Consider the following 20,798-nt stretch of genomic DNA (forward strand, 5'->3'; position numbering starts at 1 on the left):
TTCATGTTATGAGCAATATTATTGCGCAAATTCCCGGACTCCGGGAATTGTTCGCAATTTAATGCTCCCTGCGCAGGTCTATACTGTGCGGAAAATACACCAAGGAGACAGGCATGAAATTCGAGACGTGGGACAACCCGATGGGGACCGACGGTTTTGAGTTTGTCGAATACGCGGCGCCGGACCCGAAGGCCCTGGGCGCGCTGTTCGAACGCATGGGCTTTACCGCCATCGCCCGCCACCGCCACAAGGACGTGACCTTGTACCGCCAGGGCGGGATCAACTTCATCATCAACGCCGAGGCCGACTCCTTCGCGCAGCGCTTCGCGCGCCAGCACGGCCCGTCGGTGTGCGCCATCGCCATCCGCGTCGAGGACGCCGCGTTCGCCTACCGGCGCGCGCTGGAACTGGGCGCCTGGGGTTTCGACAACAAGACGGGCCCGATGGAGCTGAACATCCCCGCCATCAAGGGCGTGGGCGACTCGCTGCTGTATTTCGTCGACCGCTGGCGCGGCAAGAACGCCGGCCAGGGCGTGCCGGACAACGCCATCGGCGACATCAGCATCTACGATGTCGATTTCGTGGCCATCCCGGGCGCGGTGGCCAACCCTGCCGTGGCGGGCCATGGCCTGACCTATATCGACCACCTGACCCACAATGTGCACCGCGGCCGCATGAAGGAATGGGCTTCGTTCTACGAGGACTTGTTCAACTTCCGCGAAATCCGCTACTTCGACATCGCCGGCAAGCTGACCGGCCTGAAGTCGAAGGCGATGACCTCGCCGTGCGGCAAGATCCGCATCCCGATCAACGAGTCCTCGGACGACAAGTCGCAGATCGCCGAATACCTGGACGCCTACCATGGCGAGGGCATCCAGCACATCGCGCTGGGCACGGACGATATCTATGGGTCCATCCAGGCCATGCGCGACAGCGGCATCGTGTTCCAGGACACCATAGCGACCTATTACGAGCTGATCGACCGCCGCCTGCCGCACCACGGCGAGGACCTGGACGAGCTGCGCCGCCTGCGCATCCTGGTCGACGGCCACAGCACCGAGAGCGAGCGCGAGCTGCTGCTGCAGATATTCACCACCAATGTGATCGGTCCGATCTTCTTCGAGATCATCCAGCGCAAGGGCGACCAGGGCTTCGGCGAGGGCAACTTCCGCGCGCTGTTCGAGTCCATCGAGCTGGACCAGATCAAGCGTGGCGTATTGAAAGACGATAGCAAGACACCAGCTTAACCCGCGCCAGCGCCGCACAGAACGGCGCAGCGGGAGCGTGCTACCCTGTTTGAATAATGAATTCCGCAGCCGCGCGCCCACAAGGCCTGCCGCTGCGTTTGCCCGAGGCCCATCCGGCTTCGCGTCGCATAAAACAAATCCGAGAATAATGGAGACAAGTAAATGAATGCACCAGTCAAAGGTTCCGACCTGGAATCCGGTAAGCCAGCGCAAGACATCTCGCTGGACGACAAATGGACATTGGAGCGCGGCCGCGCCTTCATGACCGGCACCCAGGCGCTGATCCGCCTGCCCATGATGCAGCGCGAGCGCGACCTGAAGGCGGGCCTGAACACGGCCGGCTACATCACCGGCTACCGCGGTTCGCCGGTCACCAGCGTCGACATGACGGCGATGAAGGCCAAGAAATACCTGGACGCGCACCACGTCAAATTCCATCCCGGCATGAACGAGGACCTGGCGGCCACCGCCGTCTGGGGCACCCAGCAGACCAATCTGTTCGAGGACGCCAAGTACGACGGCGTGTTTTCCATGTGGTACGGCAAGGGCCCCGGCGTGGACCGCTGCGGCGACGTCTTCAAGCACGCGAATAATGCGGGGAGCGCCAGGCATGGCGGCGTGCTGGTGCTGGCCGGCGACGACCATGCCGCCAAGTCGTCCTCCACCGCGCACCAGTCCGACCACATCCTGAACGCCTGCGGCATCCCGGTGCTGTATCCGTCCTCGGTGCAGGAATACATCGACTACGGCCTGCACGCCTGGGCCATGAGCCGCTACACCGGCCTGTGGGTGTCGATGAAGTGCGTGACCGACATCATCGAGTCGGGCGCCGTGGTCGATTTCGACCCGGACCGCGTGCAGATCCGGCTGCCGGACGACTTCGAGCTGCCGGTGGGCGGCCTGAACATCCGCTGGCCGGACACCGTGCTGGACATGGAAGTGCGCATGAACAGCTACAAGTGGTACGCGGCGCTGGCGTATTGCCGCGCCAACAAGCTCAACAAGATCATCTGGGACAGCCCGAAGGCCAGGATAGGCATCATCACCGCCGGCAAGTCCTACCTGGACACGCGCCAGGCGCTGGCCGACCTCGGCATCGACGAGCAGGCCGCCGCCGACATCGGCATCCGCCTGTACAAGATCGGCATGACCTGGCCGCTGGAAGCGGACGGCGTGCACGAATTCGCCAAGGGCCTGGAAGAGATCCTGGTGGTGGAGGAAAAGCGCCAGATCCTGGAGTACGCGCTCAAGGAAGAGCTGTACAACCTGCCCGACGGCCAGCGTCCGCGCGTGGTCGGCAAGTTCGACGACACGGGCGAGTGGAGCAACAAGGGCAAGACCGGCCACGGCGACTGGCTGCTGCCGGCCACCTACGAGCTGAACCCGGCGCAGATCGCGCGCGCCATCGCCTCGCGCATCGCCCACTACTGCGCCGGCCACCCGGTGGCCACCCGGGTGCAGGAGCGCGTCGCCTTCCTGGAAGCGAAGGAGCTGGCGCTGAAAAACCTGCCGGTCAAGGCCAACCCGGAGACCGACCGCACGCCGTACTTCTGCTCGGGCTGCCCGCACAACTCGTCGACCAAGGTGCCGGAAGGCTCGCGCGCGCTGGCCGGCATCGGCTGCCACTACATGGTATTGTGGATGGACCGCGAAACGTCCACCTTCACGCACATGGGCGCGGAGGGCGTGACCTGGGTCGGCCAGGCGCCGTTCACCAACGAGAAGCACGTCTTCACCAACCTGGGCGACGGCACCTATTTCCACTCCGGCATCCTGGCGATCCGCGCCGCCGTGGCGGCCAAGGTCAACATCACCTACAAGATCCTGTTCAACGACGCGGTCGCCATGACCGGCGGCCAGGCCTTCGACGGCCCGCTCGATCCGGGCATGATTTCGCGCCAGATCGCCGCCGAAGGCGTGGGCCCCATCATCGTCGTCACCGACGAACCGGAAAAGTACCCGGACGATTACAAATGGGCCGAGGGCGTCACCGTGCGCCACCGCTCCGAGCTGATGGACGTGCAGCGCGAACTGCGCGACAAGCCGGGCGTGTCGGCCATGATTTACGACCAGACCTGCGCCTCCGAGAAGCGCCGCCGCCGGAAGCGCAACGAGTATCCGGACCCGGCCAAACGCGCCGTGATCAACGAAGCCGTGTGCGAAGGCTGCGGCGACTGCTCGGTGCAGTCGAATTGCCTGTCGGTGGAGCCGCTGGAAACTGAACTGGGCCGCAAGCGTCAGATCAACCAGTCCTCCTGCAACAAGGACTTCTCCTGCGTCACCGGTTTCTGCCCGTCCTTCGTGACGGTGGAAGGCGGCGCGCTGAAGAAGCCGAAGAAGGCCGCCGCCGGCGACAATGCCATGCCCGCGCTGCCCATGCCGGCCCTGAAGCCGGTGGCCGAGCCCTACGGCATCCTGATCACCGGCATCGGCGGCACCGGCGTGGTGACCGTGGGCCAGATCCTGGCCATGGCCGCCCACGTCGAAGGCAAGGGCGCGGTGGTGCTGGACATGAGCGGCCTGGCGCAGAAGGGCGGCCCCGTCATGTCGCACGTGCGCCTGGCGGACCGGCAGTCCGACCTGCACTCGACCCGCGTCGGCACCGGCGCGGCCAACCTGGTGATCGGCTGCGACCAGATCGTCACCGCCAGCCGCGACGCCCTGTCGCGCATGGGGGAAGGCCGCACCTGGGCCGCAGTCAACTCGACCGGCGCCACCACGGCGGCCTTCGTGAAGAACCCGGACTGGCAGTTCCCGGGCGCCACCTCGCAGGGCGAGATCATGCGCGCCTGCGGTAGCGACCGCGTCGAGTTCGTCGACGCCGGCCAGATCGCGACCGCGCTGATGGGCGATTCGATCGCCACCAATATGTTCATGCTGGGCTATGCCTTCCAGAAGGGCCAGGTTCCGCTGACGGAAGCGTCGCTGATGAAGGCGATCGAGCTGAACGGCGTATCGGTCGGCTTCAACAAGACCGCCTTCAACTGGGGCCGCACCGCCGCCCACGACCTGGCCATGGTGACCAGGCTGACCACGCCGGCCAAGGTGATCGAGTTCAAGCGCACCCAGTCGCTGGACGACATCGTCAATAAGCGCGTGGAGCTGCTGACGGCCTACCAGGACGCCGGCTACGCCAGCCAGTACAAGGCTTTCGTGGACCAGGTGCGTGGCGAAGAAGCGAAATTGGGCAACAAGCAGCTGCGCCTGACCGAAGCGGTCGCGCGCTACTTCTACAAGCTGATGGCCTACAAGGACGAGTACGAAGTGGCGCGCCTGTACACCGATCCGGCGTTCAAGGAAAAGGTGGCCGGCATGTTCGAAGGCGACTACCAGATCAAGTTCCACCTGGCGCCGCCGCTGCTGGCCAAGACCGACGCCGCAGGCCACCTGATCAAGCAGGAATTCGGCCCGTGGATGATGAAGGCGTTCGGCGTGCTGGCCAAGTTGAAAGGCCTGCGCGGCACCAGGCTCGACATCTTCGGCTACACCGCCGAGCGCAAGATGGAGCGCGCGCTGATCGCCGAGTACCGCCGGACGGTCGGCGGCCTGCTGGGCAAGCTGACGGCGGACAAGCTGGCGCAAGCCGTGGCCATCGCCAGCATTCCTGAAGACATCCGCGGCTATGGCCACGTGAAGGAGCGCCACCTGAAGGCGGCCAAGGCCAAGGAAGCCGGCCTGATGGCCGCTTTCCACGCCCCGGCAGCCGCCCACCACGCGGCCTGAGCGGAGCGGTGAAGGGGGATCATGCCGCATTGCGGCGCGATCCCCCTGCTTGCAATTGCTTGCAACTCGGCGTGCGGTGGACGTTTGTTGCCGTCTATAATCGCGGAATGACCTCATTTCCAGCCAAGGCCCTGGCCGTGATGCTGTTGGCCGGCTTGGCGGGCTGCGGCAGCGGCGAATACCAGCCTCAAGCAATACCGCCAGCCAACCCGGAACCGCCTGTCACGCCGGAACCGCCGGCGACGCCGCCCATCGCGCCGCCGGTGACCCCTCCCGTCACCCCTCCCGTCACCCCTCCCGTCACTCCGCCGGTCACGCCCCCCAAGCCGCAGTTCCCGCCCATGGTGCTGTTGTGGAACCATTGCGCGAAACCGCGTTCCGGGCTCGACCCCAATGGCTATCCCCATCCGGATGTGCAGGGCACGCTCGACGACGAGCGCAACTTCCTGCGCAACTGGATCGACGAGCTCTACCTCTGGTACAAGGAGGTGCCGGCCGACCTGGTCGCGGCCGACTACAGCAATCCTGTGGACTACTTCAACCTGCTGAAGACGCCGTTGCTGACGCCGGGCGGGCGGCCCAAGGACCGCTTCCACTTCAGCTACCCGTCGGACCAGTACGCGGAAATGGCCAAGGGCTTGAACCTGGGTTATGGCGCGGCCTGGGCGCAGAACAGCGGCGGCGGCGCGCCGCGCATCTGGCGCCTGACCGGTGTGGAGGCGGGATCGGTGGCCGACCAGGCCGGCCTGCGGCGCGGCGACCAGCTGCTGACGGCCGATGGCGAGGACTTCGTCAGCGGCACCGGCGCGGCACTGGTGGCCAAGCTGAACGCCGCCCTGTTCCCGGTGAAAGAGGGGGAACAGCATCGCTTCACGCTGCAGCGCGGCGCTGCCGTGCTCGACGTCACGCTGACCTCGGGCAAGGTCGCCACGTCGCCGGTGCGCGCGGTGCAGGTGCTGGATACGCCCGCCGGCAAGGTCGGCTACCTGGTCTTCAACGAGCACATCGCCACGTCGGAAAACCTGCTGATCAAGGCCGTCACGCAGTTCAAGCAGGCCGGCGTGTCCGACCTGGTGCTCGACATGCGCTACAACGGGGGCGGCCAGCTGAGCATCGCCGCTGAACTGGCTTACATGATAGCCGGCCCGGCCAGGACCGCCGGCAAGACCTTCGAGCTGACCGTCGGCAACGACAAGCTCAAGCCGAAAGCGCCGAACCCGTTCCGCGCCACGGCGCTGGGCTACCCGGCGCCCGATCCGGCCAAGCCCGGCCAGGCGCTGCCCTCGCTGGACCTGAAGCGCGTCGCCATCCTGACGGGCCCGGGCACCTGCTCGGCCAGCGAGTCGGTCATCAACGGCCTGCGCGGCGTGGACGTGGAAGTCAGCCTGATCGGCGGCACCACTTGCGGCAAACCCTACGCGTTCACGCCGCAGCCGAACTGCGGCGTCACCTACTTCTCCATCCAGTACCAGGGTGTCAACGACAAGGGCTTCGGCGACTACGCCGACGGCTTCGCCCCGACCTGCCGCGTGGCCGACGACTTCAGCCATGCGCTGGGCGACCCGGCGGAGTCGCAGCTGTCGGCCGCGCTGCACTACCGCGCGACGGGCAGCTGTCCGGCGCCGCCGCGGGGCGGCCGCGTCAAGGCCGGCGGCGCAGAGCCGGCCGCTGCCACCATGGTGCCGGTGCGTCCGCTCGGCAAGGAGATCTCCATCCTCGATTAAGTGGATGGCGGCAGCAGCTTCCTTCCCTGTGCAGGCCCGGCTCGCACTATAATTTCCGGCTGCCATACCACTCAACTGCCGGAGCCCGATCCATGAAGCGTAATGCCCTCCTGTTAGCCCTGTCCGCCGCGATGTGCCTCGCGTATCCGCAAGCCTTCGCCGCCAAGCCTGCCGCCCCGGCGGCGTCCAGACTCGATGCGCTGCTCACCGTGGCGGAGCGCTCCGGCTTCCGGCAGACCGGCCGCTACGACGAAGTACAGCAGCTGTGCAAAGCCTTCCAGCAAGCCTACCCGAAGCAGGTGCGCTGCTTTGAATTCGGCCGCACGCCGGAAGGCCGGCCCATGCTGGCGCTGGCCGTCTCGCGCACCGGCGCGCTGAGCGCCGAGCAGGCCAGGCAGCGCGGCCTGCCGGTGCTGCTGGTGCAGGGCGGCATCCACGCCGGCGAGATCGACGGCAAGGATGCCGGCTTCCTGGCGCTGCGCGAAGCGCTCGAAGGCAAGGCCGCGCCGGGCGCGCTGGACAAGCAGGTGCTGCTGTTCGTGCCGGTGTTCAACGTCGACGGCCACGAGCGCTTCGGCCAGTGGAACCGTCCCAACCAGCGCGGCCCGGTCGAGATGGGCTGGCGCACCACCGCGCAGAACACCAATCTGAACCGCGACTACGTGAAGGCCGACGCGCCGGAAATGCAGGCCATGCTGGCGCTGGTGAACGCCTGGGACCCGCTGGCCTATATCGACCTGCACGTGACCGACGGCGCCAAGTTCCAGCCGGACGTGTCGATCCAGGTCGAGCCTGTCCACGGCGGCGACGCGGCGCTGATGCAGGCCGGCGTGGCGCTGCGCGACGCCGTCATGGACGACCTGCGCAAGGAGGGTTCCGATCCCAAGCACTTCTACATCTCCTTCGCCAAGACCGACGATCCGCAGTCCGGCTTCGAGGACAGCATGGCGCCGCCGCGCTTCTCGACCGGCTACTTCCCGATGCGCAACCGCTTCGCGATGCTGGTGGAAACCCACTCGTGGAAAGACTACCCGACGCGGGTGCGCATCACGCGCAACACCATCGTCTCGCTGCTGTCGCAGGTGGCCGAACACGGCGCCGCTTGGCGCAAACTGACGGCGGAAGCGGACGCGCGCGCGCTGAACCTGGGCAATCAGCTGGTGCCGCTCAGCTACCGCACCACGGACCGCACCCGCATGATCCAGTTCGCCGGCTACGAATACACGCGCACGCCGTCCGACGTGTCCGGCGCGCTGTGGACGCGCTACGACGAGAGCAAGCCGCAGATGTGGACCGTGCCGCTGCGCGAAGAGGTGGTGCCCAACCTGCAGGTGGCGGCGCCGGCCGGCGGCTACCTGGTGCCGGCCGCGCAGGCGGCCATGGTGGCGGCCAAGTTGCGCCAGCACGGCATCGTCTACAAGGTGCTGGACGCGGAGCTGGGCAAGGTGGAGGTGGAAGTCTTCCGCGCCGAGCAGGCCAAGTTCGGCGTGCAATCGTTCGAGGGCCACCAGGCGCTGGCGGTGCAGGGCGCGTGGCAGAAGGACGCGCGCGCCGTCGGCCGCGGCGCCTTGTTCGTGCCGATTGCGCAGCCGAAAGCGCGCCTGGTGATGACGATGCTCGAGCCGCTTGGCGCGGATTCGCTGCTGGCCTGGGGCGCATTCAACAACGCCTTCGAGCGCAAGGAATACATGGAGGAGTACGTGGCCGAGGAAGTGGCGCGCGAGCAGCTGAAAGACCCGGCGGTGGCGGCCGAGTTCGAACGCAGGCTGGCAAGCGACCCTGCCTTCGCCGCCAGTGCGGAGCAGCGCCTGGAATTTTTCGCGCGCCGCCACCCTTCATGGGACGAGCGCTTCAAGCTCTACCCGGTGATGCGCAGCGCGGTGCCGCGCTGAGCCGGCGCGGTGGGTAGCCGCCGGGTTTCATTTATAATAAGTTTTCAATTGAACAAGACTTGTATATGCAACCCATCAAAGTTGGCTTGTTAGGCGTCGGCGTGGTCGGCTCGGGCACCTTCAACGTGCTCAAGCGCAATCAGCAGGAAATCAGCGGGCGCGCCGGGCGCGGCATCGAAATCGTGATGGCCTCCGCGCGCGACACCGAGCGCGCGCGCGGCATCGTCGGGCCGGACGTGGAGGTGGTGTCCGACCCGCTGCTGGTGGTCGACCATCCCGACATCGAGATCGTGGTCGAAGTGATCGGCGGATGCACCGTCGCCAAGGACCTGGTGCTGCGCGCCATCGCCAACGGCAAGCACGTGGTGACGGCCAACAAGGCCTTGCTGGCGCAGCACGGCAGCGAGATCTTCGCCGCCGCCCACCAGCGCGGCGTGGCGGTCGCGTTCGAAGGCGCGGTCGCGGTCAGCATCCCCATCATCAAGGCACTGCGCGAAGGCCTGTCGGCCAACCGCATCGAATGGGTGGCCGGCATCATCAACGGCACCACCAACTTCATCCTGTCCGAGATGCGCGACAAGGGCCTGGCCTTCGACGCCGTGCTGAAGGAAGCGCAGCGCCTGGGCTACGCCGAGGCCGACCCCACCTTCGACATCGAAGGCGTGGACGCCGCGCACAAGGCCACCATCCTGGCCGCCATCGCCTTCGGCATCCCGGTGCAGTTCGACAAGGCGCACGTGGAAGGCATCACGGCGCTGGAGGCGGAAGACATCGCCAACGCCGAAAGCCTGGGCTACCGTATCAAGCTGCTGGGCATCGCCAAGCGCCGCGACAAGGAGGGGGAACCGCAGGGCATCGAGTTGCGCGTGCACCCGGCGCTGGTGCCGGCGCGGTGCCTCATCGCCAACGTCGAAGGGTCGATGAACGCCATCATGGTGAAGAGCGACGCGGCCGGCGTCACCATGTACTACGGCGCGGGCGCCGGTTCCGAGCAGACCGCGTCGGCCGTGATCGCCGACCTGATCGACATCACGCGCCTGGCCACGGCCGACCCGGCGCACCGCGTGCCCTACCTGGCCTTCCAGCCGGGCGCCATGGCGAGCACGCCCATCCTGGCGATGGACGAGATCCGCACCTGCTACTACCTGCGCTTGCGCGTGCGCGACGAGCCGGGCGTGCTGGCCGACATCACGCGCCTGATCGCCGCCCACGGCGTGTCGGTCGACGCCATGCAGCAGCGCCCGCGCGCCGACGCGCAAGCCGGCATCATCCTGCTGACGCACGAATGCCGCGAGCGCGACCTGCTGGCCGCGCTGGCACAAATCGAAGCCCTGCCGGCCGTGCTGGCGCCGGTGACGAAACTGCGGGTGGAAAATCTGGCCTGAAAGTAAGCAGGCGCTCGTGCCTGTCTCAAGCTTAAGGGCGACGGTGAGGAGCGGCGGCCCTGGCAACGTGCCATATTTGCAGTATCTCGACTCCTGCTTCCGCCAGCCGGTAGCTCAGCACGTAGTTGCGGTGAACGACGAGCTCCCGCACGCCATGGTTGGCTGGTTTGCCGAGCTTGGGGAAATATACGAGTTGCTGAGTTTTGCGGTCGACCGCTGCTGCGAACTTTGCCGCAGCGGCGGGATCGTCCGTGGCGATACGGTCAAGGATCTGCGTCAGATCTTCAAGTGCGGAGGCGGACCATGCGATTTCGAGCTTATGCGCCATAGCGGGCGAACACCGCGCGCACTTCGGCTGTCGATGCAAACTCTCCGCGATCGGCCGCTTCGATGGCTTTCAGCAGGGCGCGCTGCTGCGGGAGACGCCAGTCCAGATATTCGCGTAGCGCTTCAGTCCGGATGTCCTCGGCGGACTGGCCTGTCAATGCAGCCAGTTGTGCCAGATCTTCAGTCAGTTTGTCCATGATTTACTCCTAGAGTATTTCATTGTACGCCGGGATTTGCGGAGGGATTTGTGGCGGCGCAAGGCGCCGCCACGGGATAGTTACAGCTGCTGCAGCGGGATGGTGCCGGGCATGGTGGCCGGCGTCGAGCAGGGCTCTTCGTCGAAGGCGATATCGCCCAGCGGGTTGGCCAGGCCGTCGGCCTTGATGTCGGCGAAGCCGAACAGGTCGCGGTCCATCAGGTGCGAGGGCACCACCGTCGACAGGGCCGAGAAGATGTTCTCCACGCGGCCCGGGTGCTTCTTCTCCCATTCGCGCATCAGATGCTTGATCTGCTTGCGCTGCAGGTTTTCCTGCGAACCGCACAGGTCGCACGGAATGATGGGGAAGCCCTTCACTTCGGCGTAGCGCTCGCTGTCGGCTTCCTTCACGTAGGCCATCGGGCGTATCACCATGTGCTTGCCGTCGTCCGACACCAGCTTGGCCGGCATGCCCTTGAGCTTGCCGCCGAAGAACATATTGAGGAAGAAGGTTTCCAGGATGTCGTCGCGGTGGTGGCCGAGGGCGATCTTGTTGCAGCCCAGCTCGTCGGCCACGCGGTACAGGATGCCGCGCCGCAGGCGCGAGCACAGCGAGCAGGTGGTCTTGCCTTCCGGGATCAGGCGCTTGACGATGCTGTAGGTGTCCTGGTTCTCGATGTGGAAGGGCACGCCCAGCTTGGTCAGGTAGGCCGGCAGGATGTCGGCCGGGAAGTTGGGCTGCTTCTGGTCCAGGTTGACCGCGATGAGCTCGAAGTTGATCGGCGCGCGCTCGCGCAAGGTCATCAGGATGTCGAGCAGCGCATAGCTGTCCTTGCCGCCGGACAGGCAGACCATGATCTTGTCGCCGTCCTCGATCATGTTGAAGTCGCCGATGGCCTGGCCCACCAGGCGGCACAGGCGCTTGTGCAGCTTGTTGTTCTCCAGCGCGGTCTTCTCCATAGACTTGGCGCTCGGGGTGTCTTCTAGTACGGCATTCATTACACGTTATCCTTGATCTGGAACACTTCCACGCCCACGCCTTCGCAATCGGGATAGACGTCCGGCTTCATGGTCGACACGCGCACGGCGCGCACGCGCGGGTGCGTCAGCATGGCGCGCACCACGTCGTCGCACAGCGTTTCCTGCAGGTGCACATGGCCCTCGGCCATGCGGCGCGCGATGGTGTCGCGCATGAAGTCGTAGTCCACCACTTCGTGCAGCTCGTCGGCGCTCGGGGTCGACACCGCCAGCGGGATGTACAGGTCCACATTGATCAGGACGCGCTGTTCGCCCTTCTTCTCGAAATCGTGCACGCCGATGTTGATCAGCACTTCGTAGTTGCGCAGGAACAGGCGGCGGCAGTCTTGAAGCCGGGGGTGGGTCAGGGCGGACAGCATGGTTGAACTTTCAGTAAGATGTCAGAAAAATTATTTGGCGAGGAACATCACGTCGCGCGGCGAGGCCGTCAGATGCTGGCCGCCGTCGACCAGCAAGGTGGTGCCGGTCAGCGCGCGCGCGCCGGCCGCGTACAGCACGGCGGCAACGATGTCCTCCGGGGTGCTGGAACGGCCCAGCGGGGTTTGCGTATGCGCCTTGGCGAAGCCGTCTTCGCTTTGCTCGCCGGATACCAGGGTGATGCCGGGCGCGATGCCGACCACGCGCAATTTCGGCGCCAGTTCCTGGGCCAGCAAGGTCGTGGCCGTGTGCAGGGCGGCCTTGGACAGCGTGTAGGACAGGAAGTCGGGATTGAGATTGTACAGTTTTTGGTCGAGCAGATTCAAAACCACGGCCTGCGCGCCGTCCGGCGTGGCCGCGTGCAGCGCCTGCGCCAGCACGATGGGGGCGGCCACGTTGGCCGCCATGTGCGCCTCCAGCCGCGCCAGGGTGAAGTCGGCCGCGCTGTCGTAGTCGAACAGCGAGGCGTTGTTGACCACGCAGCCCACCGGCCCCAGCGCGGCGGCCGCCTGCGGCAGCAGCAGGCGCACGGCGGCCTCGTCTGCCAGGTCGCAGGGCAGGGCGACCGCGCGCCGGCCCATGGCGCCGATCTCCGCCACCACCTGCCGCGCCGCGTCGGCCGAGCGGCCGTAGTGCACGGCCACGTCCCAGCCGGCTTGCGCCATGCCGAGCGCGATGGCGCGGCCGATGCGGCGTCCGGCGCCGGTCACCAGCGCGACCTTGGCCGCCGTGTTGTCTGCCTGTGTCATGGATTTTTCCGTCGAATTCGTCGAATTGTTTAAAATGCCGGGATGTCCCTACCCGCACCTTCTAGCGACGCGCTGGCCGCGTCCCACGCCCTGCAGCACCTGATCGCCGCCGAAATCGAGCGCGCGTCGGGCGCCATTTCCTTCGCCCGCTACATGGAGCTGGCGCTGTACGCGCCCGATCTCGGCTATTACAGCGGCGGTGCCGCCAAGCTGGGCAAGGATGGCGATTTTACAACCGCCCCCGAGCTGACGCCGCTGTTCGGCGCCGCACTGGCCCACGTGGCAGCCGCTATTATCGCTCAAAGCGCGCCGCGCATCCTCGAGTTCGGCGCCGGCACCGGCAAGCTGGCCCTGGACATCCTGACCGAATTGCGCGCCGCCGGCATCGCGCTCGAGCAGTACGCCATCGTCGAATTGTCGGGCGAGTTGCGCGCGCGCCAGCAGGCGCTGCTGCGCGATTTTCCGCAAGTGGTGTGGCTGGACGGCTTTCCCGACGCATGGGACGGCGTGGTGTTCGGCAACGAGGTGCTGGATGCGATGCCGGTGCACCTGGTGCGCAAGACCGCCGCCGGCTGGCGCGAACTGCACGTCACCGTCACGCGGGGCGAGTTCGCCTACGAAGAGCACGCGCTGGACGGGGAACTGCAGCGGCAGCTGGCCCGCCAGATCCATCCGGACGACGAGGCCGAACTGCCGCCAGGCTACGAAACCGAACTGCACGGCACCGCCTGCGGCTTCATGGCCACGCTGGCGCGCATGCTGGCCAAGGGCCGGGGCGCGGCCATCCTGCTCGACTACGGCTTCCCCGGCCACGAGTACTACCTGGGCCAGCGCGACCAGGGCACCTTGATGTGCCACTACCGCCACCATGCCCACGCCGAGCCGTTCTACCTGCCCGGCCTGCAGGACATCACCGCCCACGTCGACTTCACGGCCATGGCGCTGGCGGCCCAGGACGCGGGCGCGGCCGTGCTGGCGTATATGAACCAGGCCGCCTTCCTGCTCGGCGCCGGCATCGGCGAGCTGCTGCTGCGCACGGATCCGGTCGACGCCATGGCGTATTTGCCACAGGCCAATGCGTTGCAGAAACTCCTGTCGCCGGCCGAGATGGGCGAGCTGTTCAAGGTTTTAATTGTAGGCAATAACGTCGACTTGCCGGCGGCCTTGGCCGCGGCCGACCGCAGCCACCGGCTGTGATTGCGTGAATAGCAAGCCTTTCCTGCGCGTGTTCGGTGCGATCCGCGTCCCGGAATCAGCTATGATGATCGATTCACGTGGCCTAAGCGCGGTTCCCCGTCGCGGCGCGCTTGTCGAAAAGTTAATGGAACGATGGGAAAGATACACACTCATTATGACAACCTGAAGGTGGCGCGCATGGCGCCGCAGGAAGTCATACGTGCCGCCTACAAGGCGCTCAGCCAGAAGTACCACCCCGACAAGAATCCCGGCGACGAGAAGGCCGCGCGCATCATGGCCATCCTCAACAGTGCGTACGGCACGCTGGCCGATCCGCAGCGCCGCAAGGAGCACGACGAGTGGATTGCCGCCGAGGAGTGGGAGATCGAGTGGCTGGAAAGCACGCGCCACGAGGACGGCCACCGGCCGGCCCGGCAGGGCAGCCCGGAGCACGCGTGGCCGGAACACGTGGACCAGCCGCGCGCGGTGCGCTCGGCCTGGCGCCGCAACTGGAAATGGGGCGTGGCCATGGGAGTCAGCCTGATCGTCGGCTGGGCCGGCGGCGTGGTGTCGGCCGGCCAGCCGCGCCTGCAGGCGGTGCTGGCCGCCGCGCTCGGCAACAAGAGCGAACTGAGCGCCAGCGTGGCCACTGTCGCCACGGAGGCGCCGCGCGCGGCCGGCAAGGCCGAGGCCAAGGGCGACCCGCTGGCCGACAGCTGGGCCGTGGCCAAGCCCTACGCGCCCGACAACGGCGCCGCGCGCGCGCCGCTGATCAAGGTGGTGGCCTTGTCGCAAGTGGTGCTGCCGGGCACGGCAGCGGACTGCGACAGCGAAGCCCAGGTGCTGGCGGCGCCGAACGGCGAACCGTGGCCGGCGCAGTCGGGCTATATCGAGGGCTTCCCGATCGGCAACAAGGGCGAGGACATGCAGCTGACCCTGGACAACGCCAATAACGCCTCGGCCGTGTTCATCAAGGTGTACGACCTGGACCGCAAGTCGAATGTGCGCTATGCCTACGTGCTGGCGCACGACACGCTGGTGGTCGACAAGCTGGTCGGCGGCAAATACGAAATCCGCTACCAGAACGTCGACCTCGGCGCCGACAAGGCCGGCTGCCGCCGCCGCGCGCCCTAGGGCGGGCGGCCTTGCCGGTCAGCCTTGCGCCGCCTCGATCAAGCCCATTTCCGCGCTCGACATCAGCTTGTCGATGTCGACCAGGATCAGCATGCGCTCGTCGATGGTGCCCAGGCCGACCACGTACTCGGTGCTGAACGCGGTGCCCATTTCCGGCGCCGGCTTGACCTGTTCCGGCATCAGGGTGGTCACGTCCGACACGCTGTCGACCACCATGCCCACCACGCGGCCGTTGATGTTGAGGATGATGACGACGGTGAAGTCGTCGTACACCGGCTCGCCCAGGTTGAACTTGATGCGCATGTCCACCACCGGGATGATGATGCCGCGCAGGTTGATCACGCCCTTGATGAATTCGGGCGCGCTGGCGATGCGGGTGACCGCCTCGTAGCCGCGGATTTCCTGCACCTTCAGGATGTCGATGCCGTACTCCTCCTTGCCCAGCTTGAAGGCGAGGAATTCGCGCCCGGCGATGTCGCTGCTGCTCGGGGTGCGCTTGCCTGCTGAGTCGTCCATGGTGTCTCCTTTCACTGCGTCAGCCCCCAGCCTACCCGGTTTTGCGCGTCCCTGCCCGATTTTGGCCGTCCGCGGCGATTGTTGCCAGGATGTGGCGGCCCTGCGTGGCAGGGGTTGTCAGGCTATTAAATTCTGATTATGCTGGGAACCAGACACTAAGCGCCGGGAGAGCGTATCCGCGCGACCATCGCGCGACCTGGGAGACGGCATGACCGATTCAACGATTACAGACGACAACTGGCTGCTCGACGAGGACGACGAGCCGCCAGCGGCCGGGCTGCCCGCCCCGGACCAGCGCCTGTGGCGCGTGCTGATCGTCGACGACGACGTCGATGTGCACGCGGTCACCCGCCTGGCGCTGCGCAACGTCAGCTTCAAGGGCCGCGAACTGGAGCTGTTCTCCGCCTACAGCGGACGCGAAGCGTTCGACATCCTGCGCGACACGCCGGACATTGCGCTGGTGCTGCTGGACGTGGTGATGGAAACCGACGACGCCGGCCTGCTGCTGGCGCGCCGCATCCGCGAGGAACTGCACAACGCCATCGTGCGCGTGGTGCTGCGCACCGGCCAGCCGGGCCAGGCGCCCGAGCAGCGCGTCATCATCGAATACGACATCAACGACTACAAGGCCAAGACCGAGCTGACCACGCAGAAGCTGTTTACCACGGTGATCTCGGCGCTGCGCGCCTATGAGAGCCTGAACATGCTCGAGCGCAGCCGCATCGGCCTGGGCAAGATCCTGGCCGGCGCCACCAATCTGTACCAGATCCATTCGCTGCGCGAGTTCGCCTCCGGCGTGCTGAACCAGGTCTCGGCCATCCTCGACGTGGGCGCGGACGGCGTGCTGTGCCTGATGCAGGGCGACACCGGCCCGGCCACCGTGGTGGCCGCCACCGGCAGCTACGCGGCGCTGGCCGACAACGAGCGCATGCCGACCACGCACCCGCTGTGGCCGGCCATCGCCAAGGCCTTTTCCGAAAAGAAGAGCCAGTTCGAGCATCCTGCCAACGTGCTGTTCATCCACACCCAGGAGCGCGAAGTGGCCATCTCGGTCACGCCGCCGTGGCCGCTGGCCCAGATCCAGCGCGACTTGCTGGAGGTGTTCTGCCAGCGCATCGCCGCCGCGTTCGACAACCTGTACATGTTCGGCCAGCTGCGCAAGGCGCAGGAAGCGACCGTGGTGGCGCTGGCCGACCTGGCCGAGTTCCGCGACAGCGGCACCGGCGGCCATGTGCGCCGGGTGCAGGCGCTGTCCTCGGCCATCGCCGCGCGCATGAAGGAGCGCGGCGTATACGAGGACGAGCTGACCCCGCAGCTGCTCGACATGATAGGCCTGGCCAGCATCCTGCACGACGTGGGCAAGGTCGCCACGCCGGACTATATCCTGCTCAAGCCCGGCATCCACACCCCCGACGAGCGCACCCAGATGCAGACCCACGCCCAGGTCGGCCGCACGATACTGGAGCGTGCCGCCAGCATGGTCGACGGCCCCAGCTACCTGCACTTCGGCGCCGAGATCGCCGGCTGCCACCACGAGCATTTCGACGGCCAGGGTTATCCGAACGGCCTGAAGGGACTGGCCATTCCGCTTTCGGCGCGCATCGTGGCGGTGGTCGATGTGTTCGATTCGCTGCTGCACGAGCGTCCGTACAAGGAGCCGTGGCCCTATCCGGAAGTGATGACCTACATCAAGGACCGCAGCGGCGCCCAGTTCGACCCCGAAGTGGTGCTGGCGCTGCTGGACGTCATCGAGCGCGATCCGGAACTGGGCCAGCAGCCCAAGACCGCCACGTAGTGTCATCCCGCATCGGCGGACCGCCGCTGCGGGATGCCGCCCGCTGTGGCGCCGCAGCCCCGGTTTGAGGCCGGATTCTCTCCAAATCCCACCAATTCTCCTTGCTTTCCGCGCCGCCGTAATATACTGGGTGCAAAGGCGGCCGGCTGCCGCACATCCGTGCGCCGGCGCCATCACGTGCGCCCCGCCCATGCGCAGACGGATATCGGAAGCAGAAGAATATGAAGCAACTCAAGGGCCTGGGTGCGTTGATCATCGAGCCCCATCCGGGCATGCGCGCCAGCCTGCACAATATGCTCAACCTCTGCGGCGTCAGCCGCATCGAGGACGCGAGCAGTTCCGGCCACGCGATCCGCATGCTGGCCAGCAAAACCTACGACCTGGTGCTGTGCGAGTACAGCCTGGACGGCGGCCAGGACGGCCAGCAGATGCTGGAGGACTTGCGCCACCACCGCCTGATCCGTCCCGCCACGCTGTTCTTCATGGTCACCGGCGAGGGCAATTTCAGCAAGGTGGTCAGCGCCGCCGAGCTGCAGCCGAACGACTACATCCTGAAACCGTTCACCGCCGACAGCATGCTCGAACGCATCGCGCGCGCCTTCGACAAGCGCAGCGCGCTGGCCGGCATCCACCAGCTGCTGGCCTATGGCGACCAGCGCGGCGCCATCGCCGCCTGCCTGGACGGCGAGCAGGCCCAGCCGCGCTACGCCAGCGACTTCCAGCGCCTGCGCGCCGAGCTGCACATGGAACTGGGCGAGCCGGAAGTGGCCGAACCCATCTACGCCGAGCTGTACGCCAGCAAGAGCATCCACTGGGCCCGCCTGGGGCAGGCCAAGTGCCTGTTCCTGCGCGGCGAGCTGGCCCAGTCGCAAGCCATGCTGGAGGACTTGCTGGACAAGAACAAGCGCTTCCTGGACGCCTACGACTGGCTGGCGCGCACGCACGAGGTGGAAAGCGACTGGAGCCGCGCGCAGGCGGTGCTGAGCGAGGCGGTGGAACTGTCGCCGCACGCGGTGCGGCGCTTGCGGCGCCTGGGCGAGGTGGCGCTGGAGGCGGGCGACCTGGACGCGGCCGAGAAGGCCTACAAGCAGGTGGTCAGCAAGGCGCGCTATTCCGAGTTCCGCGACCCCGAGGACCACGCGCGGCTGGTGTCGGCGCTGGTGCGCAAGGGCGACCCGGTGCAGGCCGCCGCCGTCATCCGCGACCTCGACAAGTCGCTGGCCGGGGCGCGCAACACGGCCGTGTGCAGCGCCGTCTCCTCGGCCATGCTGCACGAGTACACCGGCAACGAGGCGCGGCTGGAGGAATCGATCAATTTCGCGCTGGCCGGCTGCCGCCGCGCCAGCGGGCTGTCGAACGAGCTCAAGCTCGACCTGGCGCGCACCTGCCTGGAGGGCGGCAAGCCGGAGCAGGCCGCCGAGGTGCTGCGCGAGGTGATGCGCAACGCCGGCAGCGCGGCCGCCATGAACAAGGCCATGCGCGTGCTGGAGGACGCCGGCCAGGGCGAACTGGCGGCGCAACTGGCCAGCGAGAGCCGCCAGGAAGTGGTCGACATGGTGGCGGTGGGCGCGGCGCGCGCCAAGGAAGGCGATTACCGCGGCGCGGTGGAGCTGATGATGGAGGCGGTGGCCAAGCTGCCCGACAACGGCCAGGTGGTGTTCAACGCGGCCGTGGCGGTGCTCAAGTGCCTGGAGAACACCGGCTGGGACGAGGCCATGGGGCAGGACGCGCTGGACCTGATCGCCAGCGTGCGGCGGCTGGACCCGGTCAATCCGAAACTGGGCGCCTTGTCGTCCCTGCACCAGGACATATTGAGGAAATACAACATCCGCGCCGACCGCTGGCGCGAAACGGCGATATAGCACCGGGGGCCGCGCTGCGCCGGCCCGCGCGGCGCTACAATAGCTAGTCTCTATCCTTGGGCCCAATGCCATGCCCCATGCGTCCCCTCCCGCCCATGCCGAAGCGCGCCCCGTGCGCGGCCCGCTGCTGAAAAAACTGTGCAGCGACGAGGGGGTGTTCGCGCTCGGCGTGTCGGTGGCGCGGGTGGTGCAACTGGTCGACTCGGACGATGGCGGCACCCAGGACCTGGCCTACTATGTGCTGTCGGACGCGGCGCTGACGCAGAAGGTGCTGCGCATCGCCAACACGCCGCGCTACCGGGCCGCCGGCGGCATCGCCGTCACCACCATTTCGCGCGCCATCTCCCTGCTCGGCTTCGACAATGTGAAGACCACCGCGCTGGCCATGCTGCTGGTCGACACGCTGTCCAACAGCAAGCACGCGCAAAGCGTGCGGGTGGAGCTGGAGGCCGCGCTGTGCGCCAGCCTGATCGGGCGCGAAATGGCGCGCCTGAGCGCCTACCAGGGCGCCGAGGAGGCGTCCATCGGCGCGCTGTTCAAGAACATCGGTCCGCTGCTGATCGCCTCCCAGCAGCACGAGCGCTACCGCGAAATCAACGCGCTGGTGGCGGGCGGCGCGCACAACGCCAGCCAGGCCTCGCAAATGATCTTGGGCAGCACCTACGACACGCTGTCGGCGGCCATCCTCAACGAATGGAAGATCCCCGAAGTCATCGTGCGCTCGATCGGCGCCCTGCCGGCGGCGCCGGCCCAGAAGCCGCCGCCGAACCGGCAGGACTGGGTGCGCCTGGTGGTGTCCTTCAGCATGGACGCGGCGCGCGCGCTGGTGCGGCCGGGCGGCCTGTCGGCCGACGTGCTGAAGGCGCTGTTCGAGCGCTACGGCGCGGCGCTGGGGCTGGAACGCAAGCGGCTCGAGGAGATGCTGGCCGAGGTGCGCATCGAGATGGACCAGTTGCTCGACACGCTGCAGCTGCAGCCGGCCCCGGCGCCGGCCGAGGACAGCGCGGAAGGCCTGCCCAATGTGCTGCTGCTGGCCACCATGGACGCCGGCGGCAGCCTGCCCGAGGGCCAGCACGCCAGCGGCAAGCCCTACAACGCGCGCGAGCAGTTGCTGGCGGGCGTGCAGGAAGTGGCGCAGATGCGCGCGGCGGGGCGCTGCAAGGTCAACGAGGTGATCCAGGCGGTGCTGGAGACGCTGTACCGCAGCATGGGCTTCCGCTACGCCACGGTGTGCCTGCGCGATACGCGCACGGGCACCTTCCGGGCCCGCATCGCCTTCGGCGAAAAGCACGCCGCGCGCATGGCCGGCTTCACCTTTCCGATGGCGGCGGGGCAGGACTTGTTCCACTTGGCGATGCAGAACGACGCCGACCTGATGATCGCCGACGCCGGCACACCCAAGATCCGCGATCTGCTGCCCGAGTGGCACCGCAAGCTGCTGCCGGACGCGCGCAGCTTCATCGTGCTGCCGCTGGTGGTGCAGGGCGTGCAGCTGGGCCTGTTCTACGCCGACCGCAGCGAACCGGCGCCCGAAGGCGTGCCGCCCGACGAGACTTCCCTGATCCGCGCCCTCAAAGGGCAAGTGCTGGTGGCGCTGACGCCAACGTAGGGCGGGTT

General features: G+C 66.9%; 16 protein-coding genes. 10 read left to right on the forward strand and 6 right to left on the reverse strand.

Going from position 1 to position 20,798, the window contains the following annotated elements; genetic code table 11:
* The first annotated feature begins 113 nt into the window (after nt 1-113).
* The 5 genes from hppD to ACSQ8Y_RS26160 all read left to right on the forward strand — a co-directional run bounded on the left by hppD (nt 114) and on the right by ACSQ8Y_RS26160 (nt 9,971).
* A complete protein-coding gene (gene hppD, locus ACSQ8Y_RS26140) occupies nt 114-1,247 on the forward strand; it encodes a 4-hydroxyphenylpyruvate dioxygenase (RefSeq protein ID WP_436269320.1) in 1,134 nt (377 codons plus the stop codon).
* A 162-nt stretch (nt 1,248-1,409) separates the two neighbouring features.
* Entirely contained in the window at nt 1,410-4,970 is a 3,561-nt protein-coding gene (locus tag ACSQ8Y_RS26145) for an indolepyruvate ferredoxin oxidoreductase family protein (protein ID WP_436269321.1), read from the forward strand.
* A 107-nt stretch (nt 4,971-5,077) separates the two neighbouring features.
* On the forward strand, nt 5,078-6,694 hold the full coding sequence (locus tag ACSQ8Y_RS26150; protein WP_436269322.1) for a S41 family peptidase: 1,617 nt from the start codon (nt 5,078-5,080) through the stop codon (nt 6,692-6,694).
* Nucleotides 6,695-6,786: 92 nt separating this feature from the next.
* Nucleotides 6,787-8,586: a M14 family zinc carboxypeptidase gene (locus tag ACSQ8Y_RS26155; RefSeq protein WP_436269323.1), complete on the forward strand. Its 1,800-nt coding sequence runs from the start codon at nt 6,787-6,789 to the stop codon at nt 8,584-8,586.
* Between the two features lie 65 nt (nt 8,587-8,651).
* Nucleotides 8,652-9,971: a homoserine dehydrogenase gene (locus tag ACSQ8Y_RS26160; RefSeq protein WP_436269324.1), complete on the forward strand. Its 1,320-nt coding sequence runs from the start codon at nt 8,652-8,654 to the stop codon at nt 9,969-9,971.
* A 31-nt stretch (nt 9,972-10,002) separates the two neighbouring features.
* Here ACSQ8Y_RS26160 and ACSQ8Y_RS26165 read toward each other — a convergent pair whose 3' ends face one another.
* The 5 genes from ACSQ8Y_RS26165 to ACSQ8Y_RS26185 all read right to left on the reverse strand — a co-directional run bounded on the left by ACSQ8Y_RS26165 (nt 10,003) and on the right by ACSQ8Y_RS26185 (nt 12,698).
* The gene (locus ACSQ8Y_RS26165) at nt 10,003-10,299 is read right to left on the reverse strand and encodes a type II toxin-antitoxin system RelE/ParE family toxin (protein WP_436269325.1); all 297 of its coding nucleotides are present in this window, start codon (nt 10,297-10,299) and stop codon (nt 10,003-10,005) included.
* Nucleotides 10,289-10,495 carry a CopG family ribbon-helix-helix protein gene (locus ACSQ8Y_RS26170; RefSeq protein ID WP_436269326.1) on the reverse strand — a complete coding sequence of 69 codons (207 nt, stop codon included), beginning with the start codon at nt 10,493-10,495 and terminating at the stop codon, nt 10,289-10,291. The genes ACSQ8Y_RS26165 and ACSQ8Y_RS26170 overlap by 11 nt, the downstream gene beginning before the upstream one ends.
* 80 nt (nt 10,496-10,575) lie before the next feature.
* Nucleotides 10,576-11,493, reverse strand: a complete 918-nt coding sequence (gene ttcA, locus ACSQ8Y_RS26175; protein ID WP_436269327.1) for a tRNA 2-thiocytidine(32) synthetase TtcA — start codon at nt 11,491-11,493, stop codon at nt 10,576-10,578.
* Entirely contained in the window at nt 11,493-11,891 is a 399-nt protein-coding gene (locus ACSQ8Y_RS26180; protein WP_436269328.1) for a dihydroneopterin aldolase, read from the reverse strand. Before ACSQ8Y_RS26180 ends, ttcA begins: the two co-directional genes overlap by 1 nt.
* Before the next feature lie 30 nt (nt 11,892-11,921).
* Complete coding sequence (locus ACSQ8Y_RS26185) at nt 11,922-12,698, reverse strand: SDR family oxidoreductase (RefSeq protein WP_436269329.1); 777 nt, start codon at nt 12,696-12,698, stop codon at nt 11,922-11,924.
* Nucleotides 12,699-12,740: 42 nt separating this feature from the next.
* On the opposite strand from ACSQ8Y_RS26185, the gene ACSQ8Y_RS26190 reads away from it, so the two are divergent.
* Nucleotides 12,741-13,895, forward strand: a complete 1,155-nt coding sequence (locus tag ACSQ8Y_RS26190) for a class I SAM-dependent methyltransferase (protein WP_436269330.1) — start codon at nt 12,741-12,743, stop codon at nt 13,893-13,895.
* A 132-nt stretch (nt 13,896-14,027) separates the two neighbouring features.
* Nucleotides 14,028-15,008, forward strand: a complete 981-nt coding sequence (locus ACSQ8Y_RS26195) for a J domain-containing protein (RefSeq protein WP_436269331.1) — start codon at nt 14,028-14,030, stop codon at nt 15,006-15,008.
* A gap of 18 nt (nt 15,009-15,026) precedes the next feature.
* Here ACSQ8Y_RS26195 and ACSQ8Y_RS26200 read toward each other — a convergent pair whose 3' ends face one another.
* Nucleotides 15,027-15,524, reverse strand: a complete 498-nt coding sequence (locus ACSQ8Y_RS26200; RefSeq protein WP_436269332.1) for a chemotaxis protein CheW — start codon at nt 15,522-15,524, stop codon at nt 15,027-15,029.
* Between the two features lie 208 nt (nt 15,525-15,732).
* On the opposite strand from ACSQ8Y_RS26200, the gene ACSQ8Y_RS26205 reads away from it, so the two are divergent.
* From ACSQ8Y_RS26205 to ACSQ8Y_RS26215, 3 genes are all read left to right on the forward strand, one after another.
* A complete protein-coding gene (locus tag ACSQ8Y_RS26205; RefSeq protein ID WP_436269333.1) occupies nt 15,733-17,319 on the forward strand; it encodes a DUF3369 domain-containing protein in 1,587 nt (528 codons plus the stop codon).
* 221 nt (nt 17,320-17,540) lie between these two features.
* On the forward strand, nt 17,541-19,181 hold the full coding sequence (locus ACSQ8Y_RS26210) for a response regulator (RefSeq protein WP_436269334.1): 1,641 nt from the start codon (nt 17,541-17,543) through the stop codon (nt 19,179-19,181).
* Between the two features lie 70 nt (nt 19,182-19,251).
* On the forward strand, nt 19,252-20,790 hold the full coding sequence (locus ACSQ8Y_RS26215; protein ID WP_436269335.1) for an HDOD domain-containing protein: 1,539 nt from the start codon (nt 19,252-19,254) through the stop codon (nt 20,788-20,790).
* Nucleotides 20,791-20,798: the final 8 nt, after the last annotated feature.

It is taken from the genome of Pseudoduganella sp. LjRoot289, assembly GCF_964252925.1.
Taxonomy (GTDB): domain Bacteria; phylum Pseudomonadota; class Gammaproteobacteria; order Burkholderiales; family Burkholderiaceae_D; genus Rugamonas.